18 protein-coding genes and 1 pseudogene are annotated in these 21,549 nt (G+C 59.0%); 7 read left to right on the top strand and 12 right to left on the bottom strand.

Annotation, left to right across the window (positions count from 1 at the left end):
- Positions 1-251 precede the first annotated feature (251 nt).
- The 3 genes from P6U28_RS37940 to P6U28_RS37930 are packed head-to-tail and all read left to right on the top strand — an operon-like array spanning position 252 to position 2,756.
- Positions 252-866 carry a hypothetical protein gene (locus P6U28_RS37940; protein ID WP_407120884.1) on the top strand — a complete coding sequence of 205 codons (615 nt, stop codon included), beginning with the start codon at positions 252-254 and terminating at the stop codon, positions 864-866.
- A gap of 13 nt (positions 867-879) precedes the next feature.
- A complete protein-coding gene (gene modC / locus P6U28_RS37935; RefSeq protein ID WP_407120882.1) occupies positions 880-2,025 on the top strand; it encodes a molybdenum ABC transporter ATP-binding protein in 1,146 nt (381 codons plus the stop codon).
- Complete coding sequence (locus P6U28_RS37930; RefSeq protein WP_407120880.1) at positions 1,998-2,756, top strand: DUF2478 domain-containing protein; 759 nt, start codon at positions 1,998-2,000, stop codon at positions 2,754-2,756. The genes modC and P6U28_RS37930 overlap by 28 nt, the downstream gene beginning before the upstream one ends.
- Positions 2,757-2,861: 105 nt before the next feature.
- Here P6U28_RS37930 and P6U28_RS37925 read toward each other — a convergent pair whose 3' ends face one another.
- The 4 genes and pseudogenes from P6U28_RS37925 to P6U28_RS37910 all read right to left on the bottom strand — a co-directional run bounded on the left by P6U28_RS37925 (position 2,862) and on the right by P6U28_RS37910 (position 8,237).
- Positions 2,862-5,711 (bottom strand): Ulp1 family isopeptidase, encoded by a 2,850-nt coding sequence (locus P6U28_RS37925; RefSeq protein ID WP_407120878.1) that lies wholly within the window; start codon positions 5,709-5,711, stop codon positions 2,862-2,864.
- 121 nt (positions 5,712-5,832) lie between these two features.
- Positions 5,833-6,628, bottom strand: a pseudogene (istB, locus tag P6U28_RS37920) (IS21-like element helper ATPase IstB).
- The gene (istA, locus tag P6U28_RS37915; RefSeq protein WP_122401601.1) at positions 6,628-7,926 is read right to left on the bottom strand and encodes an IS21 family transposase; all 1,299 of its coding nucleotides are present in this window, start codon (positions 7,924-7,926) and stop codon (positions 6,628-6,630) included. Before istA ends, istB begins: the two are co-directional and overlap by 1 nt.
- 32 nt (positions 7,927-7,958) lie before the next feature.
- The gene (locus P6U28_RS37910; protein ID WP_407120876.1) at positions 7,959-8,237 is read right to left on the bottom strand and encodes a hypothetical protein; all 279 of its coding nucleotides are present in this window, start codon (positions 8,235-8,237) and stop codon (positions 7,959-7,961) included.
- A gap of 1,126 nt (positions 8,238-9,363) precedes the next feature.
- Here P6U28_RS37910 and P6U28_RS37905 point away from each other — a divergent pair.
- Together P6U28_RS37905 and P6U28_RS37900 are read left to right on the top strand one after the other, a co-directional pair.
- Entirely contained in the window at positions 9,364-9,918 is a 555-nt protein-coding gene (locus P6U28_RS37905) for a peroxiredoxin (protein WP_122405463.1), read from the top strand.
- 6 nt (positions 9,919-9,924) lie between these two features.
- Positions 9,925-10,473, top strand: a complete 549-nt coding sequence (locus P6U28_RS37900; protein WP_122405464.1) for a carboxymuconolactone decarboxylase family protein — start codon at positions 9,925-9,927, stop codon at positions 10,471-10,473.
- A 196-nt stretch (positions 10,474-10,669) separates the two neighbouring features.
- Here the strand turns inward: P6U28_RS37900 and P6U28_RS37895 are convergent, their stop codons facing one another.
- From P6U28_RS37895 to nifH, 7 genes are all read right to left on the bottom strand, one after another.
- On the bottom strand, positions 10,670-10,966 hold the full coding sequence (locus tag P6U28_RS37895) for a ferredoxin family protein (protein ID WP_122405465.1): 297 nt from the start codon (positions 10,964-10,966) through the stop codon (positions 10,670-10,672).
- Between the two features lie 38 nt (positions 10,967-11,004).
- Positions 11,005-12,312 (bottom strand): FAD-dependent oxidoreductase, encoded by a 1,308-nt coding sequence (locus P6U28_RS37890; RefSeq protein WP_122406908.1) that lies wholly within the window; start codon positions 12,310-12,312, stop codon positions 11,005-11,007.
- Positions 12,313-12,323: 11 nt separating this feature from the next.
- A complete protein-coding gene (locus P6U28_RS37885; protein ID WP_122405466.1) occupies positions 12,324-13,433 on the bottom strand; it encodes an electron transfer flavoprotein subunit alpha/FixB family protein in 1,110 nt (369 codons plus the stop codon).
- 990 nt (positions 13,434-14,423) lie between these two features.
- Entirely contained in the window at positions 14,424-14,765 is a 342-nt protein-coding gene (nifW, locus tag P6U28_RS37880; RefSeq protein ID WP_122405467.1) for a nitrogenase stabilizing/protective protein NifW, read from the bottom strand.
- A gap of 319 nt (positions 14,766-15,084) precedes the next feature.
- Positions 15,085-16,275: a homocitrate synthase gene (nifV, locus tag P6U28_RS37875; protein ID WP_407120873.1), complete on the bottom strand. Its 1,191-nt coding sequence runs from the start codon at positions 16,273-16,275 to the stop codon at positions 15,085-15,087.
- Between the two features lie 295 nt (positions 16,276-16,570).
- Positions 16,571-17,359, bottom strand: a complete 789-nt coding sequence (locus P6U28_RS37870; protein WP_407120871.1) for a nitrogen fixation protein NifQ — start codon at positions 17,357-17,359, stop codon at positions 16,571-16,573.
- 144 nt (positions 17,360-17,503) lie between these two features.
- Positions 17,504-18,388 carry a nitrogenase iron protein gene (nifH, locus tag P6U28_RS37865; protein WP_122406910.1) on the bottom strand — a complete coding sequence of 295 codons (885 nt, stop codon included), beginning with the start codon at positions 18,386-18,388 and terminating at the stop codon, positions 17,504-17,506.
- 546 nt (positions 18,389-18,934) lie between these two features.
- Here nifH and P6U28_RS37860 point away from each other — a divergent pair.
- Both P6U28_RS37860 and P6U28_RS37855 read left to right on the top strand, forming a co-directional pair.
- Positions 18,935-19,342: an arsenate reductase family protein gene (locus tag P6U28_RS37860; RefSeq protein WP_407120869.1), complete on the top strand. Its 408-nt coding sequence runs from the start codon at positions 18,935-18,937 to the stop codon at positions 19,340-19,342.
- 454 nt (positions 19,343-19,796) lie between these two features.
- On the top strand, positions 19,797-20,540 hold the full coding sequence (locus P6U28_RS37855; protein ID WP_407120867.1) for an OmpW/AlkL family protein: 744 nt from the start codon (positions 19,797-19,799) through the stop codon (positions 20,538-20,540).
- A 443-nt stretch (positions 20,541-20,983) separates the two neighbouring features.
- Here P6U28_RS37855 and P6U28_RS37850 read toward each other — a convergent pair whose 3' ends face one another.
- A complete protein-coding gene (locus P6U28_RS37850) occupies positions 20,984-21,331 on the bottom strand; it encodes a ferredoxin (RefSeq protein ID WP_209294984.1) in 348 nt (115 codons plus the stop codon).
- Between the last annotated feature and the right edge of the window lie 218 nt (positions 21,332-21,549).

Genomic DNA, 21,549 nt, shown 5'->3' with positions numbered 1-21,549 from the left:
GCCCGCAACCGGTGCTGCGAGGAAGACGCTCTGCCTAGCTCGCGAGCATCGCATATCACCTCACATCAGCCCCCTTTTCCAATGGACTTATGCGTCAGTTACGAGTTTTACGGCGGCATGTTCGCCAAAGCACCATCCCAAATCCACGGGGCGGGATCATCCTCAGCCTCCATCTGGTAGCTCCTGAATGTGCGCTTGGTGACGCGAGCGTCCCAAGTCCTACAATAAGATACGGCGATTGAAGACGCGGAGTGGAGACCGATACAAAGTCTCCCTTGCTGCAAGACGCGCAGATATTCCTTGAAACGGCACGCGGATTGCTGGGTGGATCAGCCAGTCGCCGCAAAGGAGGCCGTCGCGGCGTAGCCGAAGTTCCAGTGAAGTTTATCCGATTCATCTTGATCGACCTGGCTATGATGCTGCTCGCACCCGGGAATGCAGAAGCCATGACCCTGGCTCACGGCGCACACTTCAAATCGGCTGGCAAAGCCGTGGGATCCTTGATGCCGATTTCCGGCTCCGAGCCAGTATTCAGCTCTGGCCTGAGCGGGCATTTTGAGCGCCAAACCTCTCAAGCCGCGCAATTTGGACATTCAGCAGAAGCGCCCGCGCGGGCCGAACAGGCTGAAAAACTCGCGCTAATGGACAGGCGCTTTGCCTCTCATTGGCAAGCGTACTGGGCAGCGTCCGACCGTCACGATCTTCGCAGCGCGGAGATGCTCAAGAAGCCGCTGATCGTAACACAGATCTGCAGTCCTCCGCCGCACCTTATGCCCTCACGCGAGCAGAGACGCCGTGCTGGAGCGGCACAGGCTGGATTATCTGAGGCATGGCCATCATCTCTATTGCAGCGATTGTACTCGTGACTCGGATAGGAACATGCAGCGCAGGCGCAGGTTCATGAGAGAAGGAAAAACGGGCTGTATTGAGGTTGCGTTCAACGGCTCTCTCGCAAACATTCCGTTAGATGCGCAATTCAGCCTGCCAGCCAAGGGCGTCACAGCAATTTTTGGTCCGCCCGGGTGCGGCAAGACCACACTCGCGCGCTGCATCGCTGGCGTGCAGCACGTGCCGACTGGATTTTGTGCCGTCGATGGAGAGATTTGGCAGGACGAGACGACGTTTCGACCGCCTCATCTGCGTCCCGTCGCATATGTATTCCGACCACCAATTCCTCTTTCTCATTGGTCTGTACGGCGCACCCTACTATACAAGGCGTCAAAATCGACACCAACACTCATCGATTTTGATGGAGTGGTCGACTTGCTCGAGTTGTCGCCGCTGCTCGAGCGTTCGCCGTCACATCTTTCCGCGGCCGAACGACAGCGACTTGCCCTTGGCAGCGCGCTGTTGGGCCAGCCTCAGCTACTTTTGCTAGACGATCCACTCATTGTGCTCGACCGCTCCGCCAAATGCGAGATCCTGCCATTTCTCGAGCGCATGCGGGAAAAGCTCTCATTGCCGATGATCTACATCACCCATGATATCGCTGATATCGAGCGTTTTGCCGATCATCTTGTCATGATGAAAGATGGCCTCGTGACTGCGGCCGGGCCGCTCAATGTTGTTCAGAGCGGTCCGGTGCTTGCCAGGCGCGGCGAAGCGGCAGTCTGCCTTGATACATTGGTCGGCGGCTATGACGGACGCTACGGGCTGATCATGCTCCGCCTCGACGGAGCACGCCTTCTGGTACCTGGATTGCCGCTTAGACCGGGCGCGAAGCTGCGTCTGCGCATCGCAGCCGGCGACGTCAACATTGCGTGCGAGCCACGACGTGCAAGCTCGATCCTCAATGTATTTCCGGCACGCATCAAAGCCTCTCTGCCGTTCGGAGAGGCGGAGGCCACCTTGGTGCTGGCTCTTGAAACTGGCCGTTCTGGCGTGCCGCTTTTGGCGCGCATCACGCGCCGCTCCTTTGATGCGCTGCGGCTCAGCAATGGAGCGGACGTCTTTGCGGAGGTCGCGCGCGCCGTTCCGCTCGGGCTGCCGAGCAGTGCTTGCAAAGCACTGCCACGATCCGCATGAGAGCGTTCGACAGCTATGCCCGACACGAGAAACACATCAACAGGAACCCGGTCGTGATTGTTAATCTGGATGATATAGATTCGAAAAGTGTGGCGGCCATTCTCTACCGCCCAAAAGACGATGTGGATAGGCTACTCGCCGATTTCGCTCAGGATATCGCGCAGCAAGGCGTACGCATCGGCGGCATCGTGCAGCGACACGCGAGGTGCGCAAATGGCACGCATGTCATGCTCGCAATCGACGTTACCACAGGACAAGAGATCTCGATTTCCCAACCACTTGGCAGCGGAGCTATGTCCTGTAATCTCGATGCAAATGGGCTTGCCGAGGCCGCAGCTGTCGTTTCCCGGGCACTTCGCAACAAGATCGATCTTCTTGTCATCAACAAATTCGCGAAACAGGAAGCCGCTGGCCGGGGTCTGCGCACCGAATTCGTTGACGCGATCACCCGAGGCGTACCAGTCCTGACAGCCGTTCCGAAAAAATGCCTTGCCGACTGGCGAACCTTCACCGCGGGCGTTGGCACGCTGCTGCCTTGTGATCGTCAATCCTTGGAGCAGTGGTGGCGCGAGATCTCAACGCGCCCGGCGCGCAGCGGGGCGTTCAGCCCCGGCTGCGGTCACTTGGGGACGATGATACCGGATCGCTTGATGACGACAGTGACACTGTCGTCCACGCCGTCTCCGAAATCGCCCATCAGGCTCTTTCGCCGCCTCCGAAAACAGCCTTAGCTCTTGCGTCCGCTCCCACGCTCTGCGCCACCGCGATGCCTTGCGAACGTGCCGATTGCGGACCTTCTATGGCGAGAGTTCAACCAGCTGCCCGTTCGGCCGATATCAACCCCTCAGTCGGTTCTGCAGTGCCTGCCGGTCGACGACGAGATTGCTTAGGTTCAGGTCTGGCTGACGTCTTCCCGCTAAGCGCCTGGCCAGCGCCCGCGTACCGTCGAGCACAAAGACCCCGCAATCGTAGCCGTTCCTCTGCTGGCGTATGGGGGCGTTTTGCAGGTTGTCTCCGGCTCCCACTCGCGCTGCGAGCATTGCTGCGGGTCTGTCATTGCGTCCCCGGGCGGAGTCGTAGTGGTAGGCGACCGGATTGTTGCGATCGCGGCGGTCCACCAGCAGCAACGACCAATGCGACCCGCGGTCATCGAGGTCCATGGTGCTGGCGTCATTCACCGGTAAGAACAGAAAGTCGGCTGTGTCGTTACCATTGGGATCATCGACAATCTGATGGAATGCGGATAGCGCGGCGGCGTTGGTACCCTGGCCCACCCGAAAGGCGGTGAGAGGATCTGCAAACCGGGTCCGGGCGGCAAGATTTGGATTGCTCGCCCACAACTCCTGGGCCAGGAGTTCGTAGTCCCGCTGGATATGCTCGTCGCCCAGCCAGTCCCTGGCTCCGAGCACCCGCCCGCTGCGGTCGCCGGCAGGGGCACTCGCAGCCGAACCGCCGACCCTGGCCTTAGGAGCCGAGGATGGGCCACCATGATGGATCAGCTGAGCGTCGCGGCGTCCTCGCGGACCCAACGTGATGGAGTAGGTCTCCCCGTTGATGGAGACCGGCTGGGGAGCCATTCGCGAACTTGGTAACAGCATTTTATTGTCCAGTACATCGAGCAGGAAATCCGGCACCGGCTGTGAGCCATGCTGCCAATCCTCGCCGACGAGATATCCGATATCCTCCAGCTCTTGAGGTACGCCTGATGGCCCGATGAAGAACGGAGGTCTGCCGGCAGGGCTCTGCACCGGCCCTGACTGGGCATCGTCACGCATGTCCTGCGGTGTGGACGGCAGGTCAACCAAAGAACCGAGACCCCGATAGATGTCTGAGGACCGAGCTGGCTCACCGTTCGGCGTTGGAAAGTCGAAATAGGTCGGCAGTTGTGGAGACCAAGTCGAGCTCGACCTAGCCGGCTCCTGCAAGCCGGCCTGCCCAAACCGGGCTACTATCGGCGGCCACTCACTTTCGGACGGCGGCGTCGGCAAATCTCGCATCCAGGTCGGGATGGAGGTTGAGTCCGAGCCTGCTCTTTGCTGAGGAGAGGGTACACCCAGCGCTCTGTTTGCCTCGACGACTTGCACATACTGCCTGAGCTTCTTGAGAGTCACGCCAGATTTCCCTTTGGCATCGGCGTAAGCCCGGTAGTCGGCATCCAGCGAGCGTTGCTGCTCATTGTTGCCGTTGATTCGGCTCGCGATGCTCTCCCTACCCTCTGTGCGGAGCCAGTCACTGAACTTGCGTTGCGCCGAGGCCGTACCTTGAATGGTTTTTCTCCTGTGCTGGGAACCCGGGTCGAGCTTGCTCAGCTCTTCGTTGGCGAGGCCCTCAATGAGGCGGGCGTCGTCCTCGTAAGGGCGAAATCCTTGTTGGGGCTCGAGACCTAGGTACTCTCTAAATGGATCGAGTGGGGCCGTCCGCTTTGTGGCCTTACTGAACGCCGCATAATCTGCGTTCAATGACGATTGCTGCGCAGGATTGCCGCCGATTCGGTCCATGATGCTCGGCCTGCCCTCCCTTTGAAGCCAATCACTAAAGGAGCGTAGCCGGGAAACCATCGTCGAAACGGCGGCTTTCTCTTTTTTGGTCGCGTCAGATCCAAGCTTGGACAGAGCGTCGGTCAAGAAGTCATCGATCGTGGAGATGTCCTCCGGATGAGCCGACAATGTTTCGCGCCCCATCAGGCGGGCCCCGGCACCGACAGCTTGGAGCCCGTCAGCCCCGATCCTGCGCAGGTGAGACAGTGCCGCGCTAAGGCGGTCACGATCATCACCACCAGCTTCGACGTATTCGTCGATGTCGGCGGCTAGCGACCTTGGTTCATTGAACGCCCGAAGAGCCAATGGCCCCTTATTCTGGGCTCGGAGCCAACGAGCGAACGTGTTGAGCGCCTGCACATTGGACTTGAGCGTAGCAGCCGGGACCTTTCCAGTCCCGCGGCCTCTGGTACCATCGGGAGTAATTCTGTAGTCTTTGACGTTTTCCACGAACTGGCGGATCATCCGCTCGTCCTGGGGATGCATCGGTTGCTCTCGCGTGGTCACAAAAGCTGGGGCCGGAATGGGATTTCCAGCCTGGAAATTTCGGAGTGTCTCCAATGCTCCACCCACATAGTTCCTGCTATTGGCGCTCGCCACCTTCATAAACTCATCTTTATAGGCGGCTAGCCGATCAGCATTGCCAAGCAAGTCCTTCAGCGTGATCCCTTTGGGTCGGAGGAACTCGCTGAACATTCGAAGAGCAGTCACGTAGTTCTCGATGGTCTTGGTCTTCCGGTTCGCGCTACCCAATGCCGTCTTGAACTCTTCAATCAGCTCCAGGTCCTCCTCGGACGGTCGACTGCGCTTTGCGAAATCCATGCGGAGCTCTGAATAGACGGCGTCGGAGGACGAGCCGCCGGACGACTTCTCCCGGCGACTTCCTCCAAACACCTTGCCGAGCCCTGATTTGACCCGCGAGAACAGTCCACGGGACTTGCTCTCCTTGGTCCGCGCCTCCGGTTGTAGTTCCGACGACGCTGTGTAGCGCATGCTGCTGAATGGCCTGTCCCGCAAGTCAGATTGGTAATCGCTTGCGGCCGAGCCAAGATGAGCGTGCGGAACATCGACGCTGTAACGCGTGCTGCTGAAGGAACTGTCCCGCAGGTTGGACCTGGGCGGCATCCGCATCGAACCACCGATTGTCAAGCGACGTCCGGATTTAACCCCGTAGCGACGTGAAGAAGTGACCCCCTTGTTGTTTTGGTGGATGTGGCAAGCCGCTCGCGGAGCGCGCCCCCATAGCGCCGTAGCGAGCGAGCGGCTTGCTTCACGGCTTTTTCTCCGATTTAGCTTCTGGCGCGGCGGCCTTCTGCAAAAGCCCGCTACGACGCTTTTCTTTCAAGCGGTAGCTGTCGCCGCGGATTGTGATCACGTGACTGTGGTGTAACAGGCGATCAAGGATCGCGGTGGCGACCACAGGGTCGCCGAAGACTGAGCCCCACTCGCCGACGCTGCGGTTGCTGGTGAGCAGGATCGCGCCTCTCTCGTAACGGCGGCTGACGAGCTGGAAGAAGAGATGCGGCATTGGGCTCAAAGGGCAGATAGCCGAGTTCGTCGATGATCAGGAGCTTTGGCTTGGCAAATTGCGCGAGCCGCTCGTCAAGCCTGCCTTCGCTGTGTCCTTTGGCGAGTTGCGCAACGACCGTCGTGGCTGCGACGAACTGCACGGAATGCCCAGCCAGGATCGCTTCACGCCCCAGCGCGACCGCCAGGTGCGTCTTGCCAACGCCAGGCGGCCCAAGCAGCAGCACGTTCTCGCCATTGGCAATCCAGCGCGCACCGGCAAGCTCACGTACCTGCTTGGGGTCTAGGGACGGCTGGGCCGAGAAGTCGAAGCCGGAGAGATCGCGAACGAACGGGAAGCGAGCGAGTTTGAGGGTCATCTCGATGCGCCGCTCGTCCTTGCGGGCGATCTCGCGCTCGCACAGTAGCACCAGGGTCTCGCGCAGGCTCAGCTCTTGTCGGCCGGCCTCGTCCAATAGCCCATCCAACTGGTCGCGGACGGCGGTCAGCTTCAGGCGGGTCAGCATATCGCTCAGGCGATCGGGGACAGCGGCGCGCATCAGAAGCCCCCTCCGACGATTGCCTCATACTCGCCGAGCGGCCGCAGCAGCGCCGGCGAGTGCGGCGCAACGGACGATCCTGCGAGCGCGGCAGCTCGGTTCGATCTAAAGCCAGTCAGGCCCGCAAAATGCTCGGGGTCGACGACGCGGCGGCGACGACCGGCACAAATCGGATGGACGGCCACCTCATGGATCCCATGGTGGATGCGCACCAGCCCGTCGGCGATCATCACTCGCACCATCTCGCCGATTAGCCGCCAGGGCACCGAGTAGGCGTTGCCATCGATCTCGACGGCACAGTCGGCCTGCACACGGCGGATCACTTCACGTGCAGCCTGGAAGGGCGGCCTCCCAACGATGGGCTTGAGTGCCTGCGCTTCCGCCCGCCTGAACCGCTCGATCGGAGGCTCGCCGGTCGTGCCATGCTGGCGCAGGTCGGCGACCTCCCGCGTCCAAGCCTCAAGATGCGCCTCAAGGGCGTCCCAGCTCGGGAAGGCGCGGCCCGCGATCGCGTTTCGTTTTACGTAACCAACGCCGTTCTCGGTCTTGCCCTTGGTCCGGGCTCGGTATGGCGCGCAGGCACGGGGCCGGAAGCCCCAGTGCTTGGCAAATGCGCTCAGCTTGTCGTTGAAGACCACTGTGCGCGTGATGGCGTCATGCTCTACGACCAAGGCACGGGCATTGTCGAACAGCACTTCTTCGGGCACGCCGCCGAACTTCATGAACGCGCTTTCCAGGCCGTCGAACCAGTTCTCTTGCCGTTCGTTGCGGAAGGCTCTGACATGATGCCGGCGCGAGTAGCCCAACGTGGCGACGAACAGGTAGACGCGAACCTTGGCGCCGCCGATCTCAACCAGCCGTTCACCAAAATCGATTTGCAGTTGCTTGCCAGGCGCTGTCTCGAACCGCACCGTCGCGCGCGCTTCCGCCGCAAGCTCCTGGCGATAGCGCTGTACCGCCCGCTCAACTGTGCGCAGGCAGACAACGATGCCTTTCTCGGCTGCCAACTCCTGGCGGATCACGTCAGCATTGCCGCGGTGCTGCCGCAGACGCTCCTTGAGCCAGCTCTCCTGGCCCTCAAGTGCCTTTTTGCGCTGCGGTTGCCGATAAGGTGTCCAGCCGCCGGCCGCGATGTACTCCTTCACCGTGTTGCGGCTGATCCCGAGCTCCCGGGCAATCCGTTTGCTACCCCACCCCAGCTCGTTGAGCCGGAGTATCGCCGAAACCTCGTCCGGCTCCAGCATGGCCTCCCTCCGCGGATCTTTGAACCGCAGAGGACCTGAACTGAGTCGCTGCATAAAACCCCCGTTTTGATCGTGTCGCGAGGGGGTCAATTCCTCGTGTCGTCAGGGGGGCAATTTCCCATGTCGCCCGACACACCGATATCCGGACGGTCGATATTTTCGTGCGACCGGAGAGCTGGAGCCTCGGGCGAACTCGGCTCGGACGAACTCTCCTCAGCGGAGCGGAGTTGCAGCTCACCCAACTGCTGCTCGAAGCCAGCTTGATCTGGAGGCTCAGCATCGGCCTCTTGCCGCGCACGCTGCAGCTCTTGTTGCTCGGCGTACCAGCGCATCCAATAGTTCGGATCGTTATATCCCGGCTCCATACCACTCTCCTTAGATGACATAACTCTTCATAGTCGCCCCGGAGTCACGCTCCGGTGCACCGACCACAGATACTCCAGCTTAAAGAAGCCGGCCGACGAGACCGATGCCTGAACAAAAGAGACCCCCAGCGCACGCCTCTCCGAACTCGCGCATTACTCACACCTGCCCAGCATTGCGTGCTGCTGCAGAGCGCCCGCTCCTGATTGGCCTCGCTAATAACTGAAAACGGTCCGAGAGAGACGAAGGCCAACTTGCCTCATACGAAGAGCAACGACCTCGCGTACTACTCCCGGGCGAGGTCGCCTGCGGCGCATCGGGGTCGAAATTGAGCTGATCCATTGCGTTGGAAGATCTGCCGGAATTTGATGCTTGCGACTGAGCTTTTTGCTCTCACTCAATTCTTCACGCCAATGCCCTCACATCCGCAACAAACCGGGCCATGCCTGCATAGTTACCTACCCGACACCTAAGATCTTCAGACAGTGAGCTCTCTCCTCGTGATGATGAGGCTTCAGAGTGATCGCCGCATGTATGATCCAGACTGTACAACCTGACGCTACGTAGAGTTCAAGCCCCCATCGGCACCGACGAGGAGCCTGGTTGGCTCTCAAACATTTCAGGATCCGGAAAATCCTCGAGCCTGCCGGCCGCTTCAGCGCCTCAATGAGCGAAGCGCCGTAGCCTATGATTACTCGCGCCTTGCTCAGCAACGGCGAGCATCTGGACTTACAAGCCAAATGTTGTCGCGGCGTTACAGCCGCTCTTGTTTGCTCCAGATGCTGCGAACCTCGCGCTTCGTCAGGTTCAGTATTTCCATTAGATCTCGGCAGGTCGAAAGTCATTCATCACATTGATGGCGCGATGAGGCAGTTTGCTCTGAGGGACGCAGAATGGGCTTCGACCAGACCCTTGCAGGAAACATCTCAGCCGGTCGCGCGAAGCAAGGCTGTTTTCATGAGCCTTGCAAGGAAGCGCTTGGCTACAGATTTTTCTCTGATCGATGCTCCCAGCGCGCGGGCACGCCTGTATCAAAGGCCGCTGGACTCCACTCCTGAGAACGGATGGCACATAGCTTGCTTCAACAGTGAAGCCACCATGTACAGAGAGCAAATTTGTGAGGACAGCATGCTCGGAGTTGGAAGTCAGTTGCCGCCGTTCGAAATCACAGGCGTGAAGCCCGGTTTTCAAGCGCAGGAAGAAGGAGGACAGAGTGCATTCGAAACGTTGACCGAAGCGAGCTTTCCAGGAAAATGGAAGATCATCTTCTTCTATCCCAAGGATTTTACCTTCGTCTGCCCGACAGAGATCGCTGAGTTTGCCCGGCTTTCCAAGGAATTCGCCGACCGCGATGCGGTTGTACTGGGTGGTTCGACTGACAATGAGTTCTGCAAGCTCGCTTGGCGGCGTTCACATGTCGACCTGCACAAATTGCCAATCTGGCAGTTTGCCGACACAAAGGGAACGCTCGTCGATGGTCTTGGCGTGCGTTCACCCGAAGGGGTTGCCTATCGTTACACCTTTATTGTTGACCCCCAAAATACGATCCAGCACGTCTATGCGACCAATCTCAGTGTCGGGCGCAGTCCTAAGGACACGCTCCGCGTTCTGGACGCGCTGCAAACCGATGAGCTCTGTCCCTGCAACCGCGAGATCGGCGGCGAAACCTTGAAGGTTGCTTGAGGCAGCATGTCTTCGATCGAACAACTAAGCGACAGGATTCCCGAGTTCGCGAAGGATGTCAGGCTTAATTTGACCTCCTTGGTGGCCGATGAGACGCTTCCGCCGCAGCGAAAATACGGGCTGCTGCTGGCGAGCGCGATTGCCACCCGCAATGCAGCCCTGATTGCCACGATGGAATCGGCTGCGTCCGCTGTGATGACATCCGCGGCGATTGCCGCAGCGAAATCCGCAGCCTCCCTGATGGCAATGAACAACGTCTACTACCGCTTCGCCCATCTCGTTTCCAACCCGGAATACAAGACGATGCCGCCACGGCTGCGTATGAACGTCATCGGCAATCCCGGCGTGGACAAGTCCGACTTTGAGCTGTGGTCGCTTGCCGTCTCCGCCATAAACGGCTGCGGTGCCTGCCTCGATGCCCATGAGAAGACACTGAGAGCCGCGGGCGTCAATTCCGAAGCGATCCAGACTGCCGTGCGCTTTGCCGCGATCATGCAGTCAGTGGCGATCGCAATCGAGGCCGCTGGGCCCAACCCCTCTCAGGCGAGGGGTTGATCCTTCCTCTAGCATCCAATCGCTGGTTGTGGCGCCATTCAGTGACGCCACAACCACTCTGCAATTCATGTCTTGCGCAGCGTCCCCACGAAAGAGTGGCTTGCTCGAGTTCCAGGAGCCGTGCAAGGGAGGCGCCACAGATGCGGTGAGACCCTATCGCCTAACGCCGGCCGCACCACCGCCCTTAATTCCACCATCATCCAAACTTGAACAGCACTCCATATCCACCGCGCGGATGGGTCCATTGGATGTCGCCGGTGGGCTCGGCGATCACGCGGCAGGTGCCGCACTCGATGCAGCCGTCAACTGTTATCTCGACCTGGCCGTCGTCGTTGAGCTCATAGCATCGCGCGGGGCAGGCTTTCAGGAGTGCAAGTAGCTGCGGCGATGGCGTGGTGTGCGCACGGACCTTGACGTGAGGGTTACCGATATCGACAAGATAGCGGTTGTAATACAGCTTGTCCTCGACGCGCACTGGGGGTTCGGCATTCATGCATTGATCTTCCATTGTTGAGCTTCATACTGTCGCGGTCAACGCCAGGCCCGAGCAAAACGACAAGCATCGCCAAACAGACCTGTCCATGACCGCGCCTTGACAAAGGATTTCAGGGTCGCCTTCTCCTTCTCAGCCTTGGGCGTACCATCGACGCGCACAAAGTTTTGCATCGCCTTGGAGATGAGCTGCGGATAGGTGAGAAAAAAGTTTTGTGACTGTGTATGCATTAGGGGCGGCAAATCCTTGTACTTCTTTAGATCTTTGATGACGAAGGAGTCGTCTAGCATCTTCTTGTAGATCGACAGATTTGTTGCAGTCATCGGCTCGCCGCGCGACTTCACCAGACCTATTGCTTCTGCGGCGATGCGCCCGGAAGTCATCGCGAGATTGGAGCCCTCACGATGAATGGCATTGTTAAGTTGGGCCGCATCGCCCACCACGACCCAGCCTTCCCCATAAAGCTGCGGGATCGACTTGTACCCGCCTTCAGGAATGAGATGAGCCGAATACTCCTTGACTTCGGACCCTGCTATCAGGGGCGCCACAGAGGGATGGCTCTTGAATTGATCGAGCAGGCCGTAGGGTGTCTGGCCCGTGCGCTGGAAGTCGGCGACGAGACAACCGATGCCGAGCGAAATGCACTCTTTGTTGGCATAGATGAAACCCATACCCGTCATGCCGCGGGAAATGGTACCGGCCGCCTCGATCACGACGCCTTCATCGCCCTTGAGATTGAAGCGCGCTTCGATAGTCTCGCGAGGCAAGAAGTGCATCTCCTTCACCGCGAGCGCAACGTTATCGGGTGTCGGCCGCGCGCGCAGGCCCGCGCGCGTCCCGAGCAGGCCATTGACCCCCTCGGCCAGCACGACGACATCGGCATGTATTTCGCCGTCGCGGCGATCTGTACGAACGCCGACGATCCTTTCACGCTCGTCCCGTACGAGGTCAGTGACGGTCGTCTCGCACAGCACGGTCGCGCCGGCCTCCCGCACCTTGGAAGAGAACCATTTGTCAAACTGGGCGCGTATAATCGTGTATCGATTCGGCCGTTCCTCATTGAAGTCGTCTGAACGGTAATGCATGCCGACATGGGAGCGATCGTCCATGATCCAGAACCGCTGCTCAATCAGATGACGCTCGAGCGGCGCCTCCTCTCGAAACTCGGGGATCAGCTTTTCCATCATGTCGGCATAAAGGATGGCGCCCTGCACATTCTTCGATCCTGGATATTCGCCCCGCTCGAGCTGCAGCACCTTCATGCCGCGTTTGGCCATAGTCAATGCCGCCGCGTTGCCGGCCATACCCGCTCCGACCACGATCGCATCGAATCTCTCTTCAATCATCTTCATCTCCTCTAGACCGCGATCCGGGCCCGCGAATTCGGCAAAAGCCGGGCGCGAAATGCGGAGGTCAGCGCCGGTAGCAATTGGATGGCGTCACTGACGATCGCGAGATGGGCGAAGTCGAAGATCGGAGCGTTCTTATCAGTGTTGACGGCGACGATCAGATCAGCGCCCTCCACGCCAACCCGGTGCTGGATCGCGCCGGAAATGCCGGCGGCGATATAGAGCTTTGGCCGGATGGTTTTGCCCGTCTGGCCGATTTGCCGGTCAGACGTAACCCACCCTTTTTGTACCAGAGGACGCGAGCAGCCATATTCAGCGCCAAGCAGAGTTGCGAGCTCGCGCACCAGCTGAAAGTTCTCAGGCGATCCCAGTCCCAGGCCGCCCGCAACCACGACATCGGCATAGGCCAGATTGGAGGTTTCTGCATCGCGGTCGGGTAGGAACGACAATACTTTTGTGACAATATCATCTTCGAGAAGGCCGAGCGGATGGACGATGATACGAGCGGCATCGCGTACGACGCGCTCAGGCATCGGCATGACTCGCGGGCGGACGGTTGCCATCTGGGGACGATAGTTCAAGGTATAGATCGTGCAGAGCAGCGAGCCGCCAAAGGTCGGACGCGTGGCCGCGAGCGAACCATCGGCGTCGACGTCCAGCGCCGTGCAGTCGGCAGTGAGTCCCGTCGACAGAGTCGTCGCCACGGAACCTGCGAGATCACGACCGAGCGTGGTCGCCCCCAACAGCAGGATCTCGGGCTTGTAGGTGTTGACGAGTTCGGTTAGCGCCTTGGTATAGGATTCGTTGCGGTAATCCGACAAAACATTGTCGCTCACGATATAAGCCAGATCGGCGCCATAGCAAAAGGCGTCAAGCGCGGCGTTACGTGTGTGCTGCCCCTCTGGACCGATAACGACAGCGGCAAGATTTACCTTTAGCCTGTCAGCAAGCTTGCGCCCCGCTCCCATGAGCTCCCAGGAAACCGGATGCACCTGGCCGCGCTCCAACTCGACAAAGACCCAGACGTGCTTGTACGCCTTAAAGTGCTCCGGCAGTTCTTTTTTGGATGCTGCGCGGCCGGTCCCCGCAGGCATGGCCGTTCTGGTGGCATTGCTCATACTCTAAATTCCCCTCAAAGATAGGCGCGCCAGCGCCACAGGTTTACTTTTAAGCTTCGTTGACTGAGGATCACTTTTGGTCAGCAAGGGGCCGGCTGCTCTGCCCGTCTGCTTGGTCCGATCGGCCGCACAACAAGAGGCGCCGTCGCGACAGACGTACCGGTCCGGCCGGATTTGGAGAGGTCCTCCAAACTGGGCGCTTGCGCGCCAGGTTCGACAAGCGCCACCGCAGCGGCCAGGGCGCCGCGGGCTCTGACCGGTCGCTTCCATGCCTGAGTTGGTAAGTCCGTTCGCTGCGCAATACCTGCGCCTCACTTTCGGCCCAGCGGCTCCGCATTGACGGTGACAACGAGGGCAATCCCGGCCACGCACCTGTCACCCAATCCATGGCGAGCCTCCAGCATCGAAGACCCCCATTGGCCGACGCTGGCCCTCTCCCTGACGCATGTTGCTATCCGCCATAGAATGGATACGAACCTGAGCGGAATCAGGCATCGATTTGATGCGCACGATGCTGTGCACACCCTCTGCAGGTGTAGCGCGAAGAGGCAACTTATCCATTGACCACCATCTCACCGTCGACACGCAGCTTCGGTCGCATCAAACACCGTTTCGAACCGACCAAGCGATCGTAGGCCACGAGATGATGGTGAAGCGCTCGGCAGGCACTAGAAGCAGCATCATTTGGTCTTTCTTCAATCTCATCTCGGACGACTACCATCTGTCGGCATCGATGATCGGATTGGCAGGACAACAGCAAGTGTCGTACCAGTTGCAAAAACCACTGAAGGTCGGTCAAACGTACCGGTTTGGCAGACACTTGAAATGGCCGCTGTACCGTAGACACGACCGGTCCACACATGGGTCGGGAATACGACAGGCACCGCTCGGGTCACGGCCGCAGAGAGTTGACCCAGATGAAACGAAAGCCCCACATCGGGCTGCCACGGCGCCCCGACGGACAAACCTTGCTTGCAGTGGAGCGCGAGATCACTTCAGCTCGCTCAACGGGACGAAGGCCGCGGGCTTGTTAGGGTCTGCGACGGCATCCTTCAAAACCTTGAACACTCGCTGGTCGATCGGTGTCGATGCCACGAAATCGGCATAGGCCTGCTCGAGCATCGCCTTGCACCGAGCTCTGATTTCCGGCTCTGCGGCACCAGTAAATTGTTCTTTGGCAAAATACTGTCCCATGCGTTTTAAGATGTGAAGGCGCGCGACGTTCACGATTTTAGGGTCGTAATCGACGCCAAGCAGCGAAAAGAAATCCTCTGCCGATGAGGCCTTGCTGAGCCGATCCAGGATACCGGCTGCGGGGGATGAGTTTATCATCAAAAATTCTCCTTCGGATTAGCTCTGGACGGCCAATGAGATGGCCTGGCGCCTGTTGAGTGCTGCCGTCGTGCCTTGCACAGCTGGTGCGCATCGCCATAGCGTGACTGCGGAAAGCCATGCCCTCAACTTCCCGGCCCAGATCGGCAGGTCCGTCGGTGACATAGTCAGTCCCGATGAAGTTCCGAGATTAATGGCCAAACCGCGATCGGAGCTGACGCTCGCCAGTTGGACGCCGTTCGCCCATCAGCGACATCGGACACCATCCTTGCGGCGCAGCCGGTTGCGAATGGTCGACGCAAACGCTGGACACTGCTTTTCACGCGGGGCGCGATGCCAGGCATCCGCACACGTCGTGCCAGATCGCCGCGATGGTTTCACGCTCGACCGGCAGCTTGTGCTCGATAGCATATTTGCGGACTTGCAACAGGATCTGTCTGACTTGATCCGCGCTGGCGTCGAGCTGCAGTTCATCGAGTAACGCGCTGATCGCCGCAACTCCGGAATGCTTGCCGATCACAAAACGGTTGCAGCGACCAAGCAAAACGGGATCGAGCGATTGATAGGTGCGTTGATCCTTCAAAAGGGCAGCGACATGAATGCCTGATTCGTGCGTAAATACATGCTCTCCGACAATCGCTTTGTTCGTAGGAATAGCACGTGCGGCCGCGGCTGCTACCACCGCGGCAACGTGTTCGAGCTCCGGCAGTATGATGCCGGTCTCCCACCCGTAGAGCTGCTTGAGTGCGACCGCGATTTCCTCGAGCGGTGCATTTCCGGCCCGCTCGCCCAGCCCCATGACGGTCACTGAGGCGTGGCTCGCGCCAGCCTTGATGGCGGAGAGCGTGTTGGCGGTTGCGAGCCCGAGATCATCGTGACCGTGAAATTCGAGTTCGAGATCGGTGGACGCACGCAAATTCCTGACCAGCGCGTAGGTTGCGTCAGGATCGAGCACGCTTAGCGTATCCGCAATACGAAAGCGACGCGCGCCCGCGGCTTTTGCAATTGCCATCAGCCTGATCAGAAAATCGATGTCGGCGCGGGAGGCATCCTCACCACCGACGGCGACCTCAAGGCCGCGCTCACAGGCACATCCTACCACTCGCTTCACCCGCTCCAGCGCCTGGTCGCGAGGACAACCTAGCTTGGCCGCGATCTGGACATCGGAGGTCGGGATCGACAAATTGATCATGGATACCTTTGCTTCAATCGCCGCGTCGACATCGGACTCGCGCATTCGGCACCAGCCTATGGTGGTCAGCGGAAGATCTGCTTCGACAATGGCGCGAATGGCCTCGATCTCGTCGTTGCCCATTGCCGGCGTTCCCGCCTCGATCTCCGTGACACCGGCCCGCGCCAGCGCCTGCGCGATTGCCAGCTTTTCCTCTGTGGTGAACGCAACGCCAGGTGCCTGCTCGCCGTCGCGCAATGTCGTGTCGTTGAGCACGGTGGGCTTGGCGCGCACTTGGTCGGACCAAGACGTTTTGGCGGCGGTGCTGGCGGCAATCACGCGAGAGCTCCTCATAGTTTGACCTACGACGCTTCAGCAACCAGCATGCCAGCCCGCCGTCCCAGGCAACCCGTTGGGAAATCTACCGCTTCCGTCCTCGACTTTCTTCAGCATACAGATTGTTGCAAATGCGACAGGCTCGTGAAGCGGATGGCTTGCCTGTTGCTGCGCCGAATTCAAACGTTAATGCAATTGTCGCGCGCCAGGATGTGAGAATTGTCGCGGAGTGCTTGGGCCCGCCGCCGCCTTGCATACATGGTCACTCGCTCGCATCGAAACCGCATCAACCGCGTCCTCACTCTCGCGCGCGCCTTACCTCCGGCGAGTCTCTCTCGGATGACGGAGCGATAGCGGAGCCTTGTGGCAGTTCGGATGGCCAGTCGCCGGCAACGAACGGCCGAGCGGCCTGCAACAGAAAGTCGCGCCGGCGCTCGGCCATCCGGCTCTCACCGCTTTCTTCGCCGAAGCAGAGATTGAAGTCCTGACATTGATTGCACACGGGTGTCGTGCACATCACAAGGCCTTCATTTTCGCAAAGCATGCGGTAGAAGAAGCGCTTCCAGCGCATATTGTTGACATTGCGCGCGGCGAGCGGCGCGAAATGGCGGCTCAGCAGACGAGATAGTTCGCCACGATTGCGCAAGCCGAGAGCTTCCCACAGGTGGTCTGGCTCAATGGCACGGCGCGCGATCATCGCAGCCAGCCAGCGCCCGATATTTCCTTCCGTCGAGCGTTGATTGAGCAAGAGATCGCGCAGCATTGCGATCTCGTCGTCCTCTTCGCACTTGAAAGCCGAGAGCTGCTCCGCGAGCTTAATCTCAAGCGCAGGAAAGTACTGCTCCAGCAAGGCCGCCAGTTCAAGGCCGGACAGGCCAGCCTTTTCGGGAAGGAAGCCACCATCCATTGTGGCAGCCGCCAGGATCGACGCCAGGACATGGCGATCGAGATTGCTCTCAAGGGCAATGTCGGCGTCTGCAGGAGGCACACCGGTGAGCAGGCGGTAGGTTGCAATTCCCCTATGCACCTGGCTGCTCGCATCAATGGCGCAAGCAGCCATCAACGGGAGGAAGTGCGCTTCGGACATGATTTTTTGGGTTTCCACAGTAGTCAGATTTGCGCTGCCGCATATTTTTGATCAGGGTCGATCGGTAGAATGCCGGCCTCCCGGGATCGACGGGGGGAGACCGGCATCCGTCGCGCGCTTTCACAAGGCCGCGACTCGCGACTTTTACGAGACCGCCAGCTCGGCGGCGGTCTTGCCGATGATGGATTCGTCCACGGGCTTCATAATGCCATGCTCCATCAGCATGTCCTCGAGTTCGTCCATAGAGATTGGGGTCGGGATAATGCCTTTGCCGCCATTGTTGTGAACCTTGGTCGCAAGATTGCGATAGTGATCGGCCTGCTTGGAATCGGGTGCATACTCGAGCACCGTCATGCGGCGTAGCTCGGCATGCTGCACCACGTTGTCGCGCGGCACGAAGTAGATCAGCTGAGTCCCTAGCTTCTTGGCCAACGCTTCCGCCAGTTCTAGCTCCTTGTCGGTCTGCCGCTCGTTGCAGATCAGACCGCCCAGCCGAACGCCGCCAGAGTTCGCGTATTTCAGGATGCCCTTGGAAATGTTGTTCGCGGCATACATCGCCATCATTTCACCTGACATCACGATGTAGATTTCCTGTGCCTTGTTCTCGCGGATTGGCATCGCAAAGCCACCGCAGACGACGTCACCGAGCACGTCGTATGAAACATAGTCAATGTTTTCGTAGGCGCCGTTCTCCTCCAGGAAATTGATCGAGGTGATGACGCCGCGGCCGGCGCAGCCGACACCCGGCTCAGGACCGCCGGACTCCACGCAGCGAATGTCCTTGTAGCCGATCTTCATTACGTCCTCGAGCTCGAGGTCCTCCACGCTGCCGGCGTTCGCCGCAAGGCTCAAAATCGTGTCTTGCGCCTTAGCGTGCAGAATCAGACGGGTCGAGTCCGCTTTTGGGTCGCACCCTACAATCAGAATTTTCTGACCCATCTCGGCCAGCGCCGCCAGCGTGTTCTGCGAAGTGGTCGACTTGCCGATGCCGCCCTTTCCGTAGAACGCGATTTGTCTCAGTGAAGACATGTTGCTCTCCATCAACCGATTTACCAAACGTTTCGCGCCTCTTGCACGCAAACTTGTTTCTCTCTCAGAAACGGGGCACACGGGTTCAAGGGAAGGAGCGCATCGCTCGTCTTACGCGTCGACGTGCACTCAGCCCTCACTCAGTGTTGCTGCCGCTTATCAGCAACCGCCGTGCCAACGCTTGCCCGTGCTCCCTAAGCTTCTGATTACGTTTCTAAAACAGGCGGCGGGTGAGTGAGGCTCTGGGCGTTTTCGATCTGCGTGGCTGTCAGAAAACTAACAACGACCACAACCATCAACGCGAAAAGCAGATTTAGCGTGACCTGTTCCGATGGCTTCAGGTGCGGAACGGAACTTGCTCCGGCTTGAGGACACTGAATATGCCGCTCGGACTGGAAACCTGGCGCACCAGCGGCAAGAGTTGCATATACGGTACGGCGCTTGGCCCGCCCGCATTTGAGATGATCGGCTATAAACTCGGATCAACTCTCGAGAGTAGCACCCCCATGCCAATCGTTCAGCTCAACGCACCTACATAGGTACGTCATGGCGACAATCATCTTTTATCAGAAGCCCGGCTGCGCCACCAACGCGCGTCAGATTCGAGCGCTGAAGTCCGCCGGCCACGACGTGATCGCCCGAGACATCTTGAAACAGCCATGGGATACGGAGGATTTGCGCGGCTTCTTCGGCAACATGCCCGTCGACTTCTGGTTCAACCCAGCTGCGCCCCGTATTAAGTCAGGCGAAGTCAATCCAGATACTATCGACGCGGCAAGCGCACTCACATTGATGGTGGGCGATCCGCTCCTGATACGACGACCGCTGATCGATGTAGGCGGGGCACGATGTGCTGGACATGAGCCCTTGCTGTCCCTGCTTGGCCGCACGTCGCAAGATGATCTGGAGGGATGCTTACACGACGCAAACCGCACGCGTTGCCCGCAGACGTGAGAAAACAGCGGACCGTACCTCCAGCACATCAAGCGAGGCAAAGATGACGTTTCCACCTTCCGACCTACGCGGGAAATAGGCGACGAGGCCTTCGCTGACACGGGCCTGCGCGAGTGACTGCTCTGTAACGGCATCCGTATACTACGCTCGAATGCCGTTCTTCTCACCGTTCCAGTGGGTGAGAGGCCGCAGCAGTTACGCCCCTTTATCACGCATGAACTCCGCGGCCTGGGTTGGATCAGAGCAGCGATCAGAGACGTGGTTTTTTGAAGAGATCTGTCTCTCTTGAACTGAATAAGAATTAGAACAGACCACCACCCTTCGCGGGCGTGATCCTTAAGCAACTTAGCGACATAATTGCCTTATGGCCGCTCCCATTTTGATCGACGTCAAATCCTCCCTCACCCGCCCTGTGTGACAGAGATCTCGCGCGGCTCTTCGCGCGGACTTTGGAATGGAGAATTCGATGAGAACAAGGACAGTTACGACGATAGCATCGCTGCTCGCCTTAGCGACCTCGTTGGCCAGCATCCCGGTACAGGCTGCGGATCTGGCTCGGGCGCCGATCTACTATAAAGCGCCTCCGATTGAACCCTCTAATCCATGGATGATCCGCCTGCGCGTGCTTGGCGTTTTGCCAGATACCGCAGGCAGCACGGTCAACGTCGCCGGGGCGCCCTCGCTGTCCTCACCGACTTCTGGGCTATCAATCAGCGATCAAGCCATACCCGAGCTCGACATCACCTACTTCTTCACAAAGAACGTTGCCGCCGAACTCATTCTCGGCGTGACCAGCCATCACATCAGCGGCAATGGCGCGCTCACTGGCCTCGATATCGGCAAAGCCTGGCTGTTGCCGCCAACACTGACCCTGCAATATCACTTCACCGATTTCGGCCCGCTCAAGCCCTATATCGGCGCAGGCATCAACTACACCGCATTCTTCAATCAATCGGCAGCCAATACGTCGCTCGCCGGTCTTGCAGTGACGGATTTGCGCATCAGCAACCAGTTCGGCGCGGCGGTCCAATTCGGTTTCGATTACATGCTTGATCGTAACTGGGGCCTCAACTTTGACGTGAAGAAGCTGTGGCTGCGGCCAGAGTACTCCGCGATCGTAAACAATGCGATTGCCGTCACCGGGCGTGCCAACATCGACCCATGGCTCGTCAGCGGCGGCGTCACATACAAGTTCTAGCGCTAGAACAGGATCAAAACGGGGAGTCCGTTTGATGAAGGGAGACGCGGCGATCTCATCGAGCGCGTCCCCTAGCCTTACCGCAGTGCAAGCAGAACGAGATGACGCGTCAAGAATGCGTCATCTCGCGAGATGCGGAGAGCTATTCGCAGCGCTGCTCTCTGAGCTACGGATCGTGCAGTATGGAGTGACCGTACACGACCAGATCGACCCAGCATATGTTCATATTCTTACTGGTCGCGCGTTGCAAAGGCGCCATTTGCAGATTGCGCGGGAGAAGAATGGCGGCACGCGGCGGCAACTTGAATTACTTGCTGTTCTCACATCCGAAGCGTGATGGCTACGCTCAACCCTCAGACGATCTGAGTTCCGAGCCGCCAGCTCATCGTCGGACAGGCCGTCGATGCTTGTTAGCCCGGGCAAGTGGCAGCTAATCGACGCCTCTAGCTTCGCTTCAGCACCATCACAAGGCGGTCGACACGTTTGCCCTGCTTGAGGTGGTAGTTTACGATTTCGTCAACATCCTCAGGCGTGGTCGCGCGGTACCACACTCCATCGGGATAGACGACCATCAAGGGACCAGAGTTACAAAAGCCAAGGCAGCCTGCCATCGTGAAGCCAATATCGTTGAGACCTTGCGCTTCGATCGCCTTAGCCATCCGATCCCATAGGGCTTGCGCGCCGGAGGCGCCACAGCTGCCGTGCGGATGAGTTGGCGGACGCTGCGTGTTGCAGGCAAAGACATGATGCCTATAAAGCTGAGGAAGCTCGAATTCGGTTTCTGAGTTCATGCGCCTGCCTCTCCTGAGTCAATGGGCTTCATCTGAAAAGAGCCTGGATTGCGAGCACATCGCCCCCACAATTCTAACAGCGCATCAACCAATCGATGCTAACATTTCCACTCGCGCTTGAGAAAGCAGACGAAATGGGTGGGCGCCATCGTGATTGTCGTCGCTAGATCAGTGATAGATATTCTCGCGACCAGAGGAGCCCCCTTGATCAGTTCCAA

This window comes from Bradyrhizobium sp. STM 3561, from assembly GCF_045571455.1.
Classification (GTDB): domain Bacteria; phylum Pseudomonadota; class Alphaproteobacteria; order Rhizobiales; family Xanthobacteraceae; genus Bradyrhizobium; species Bradyrhizobium vignae.
The sequence above is the reverse complement of the archived record's forward strand: the minus strand, read 5'-3'. Positions and strand labels throughout refer to the sequence as shown.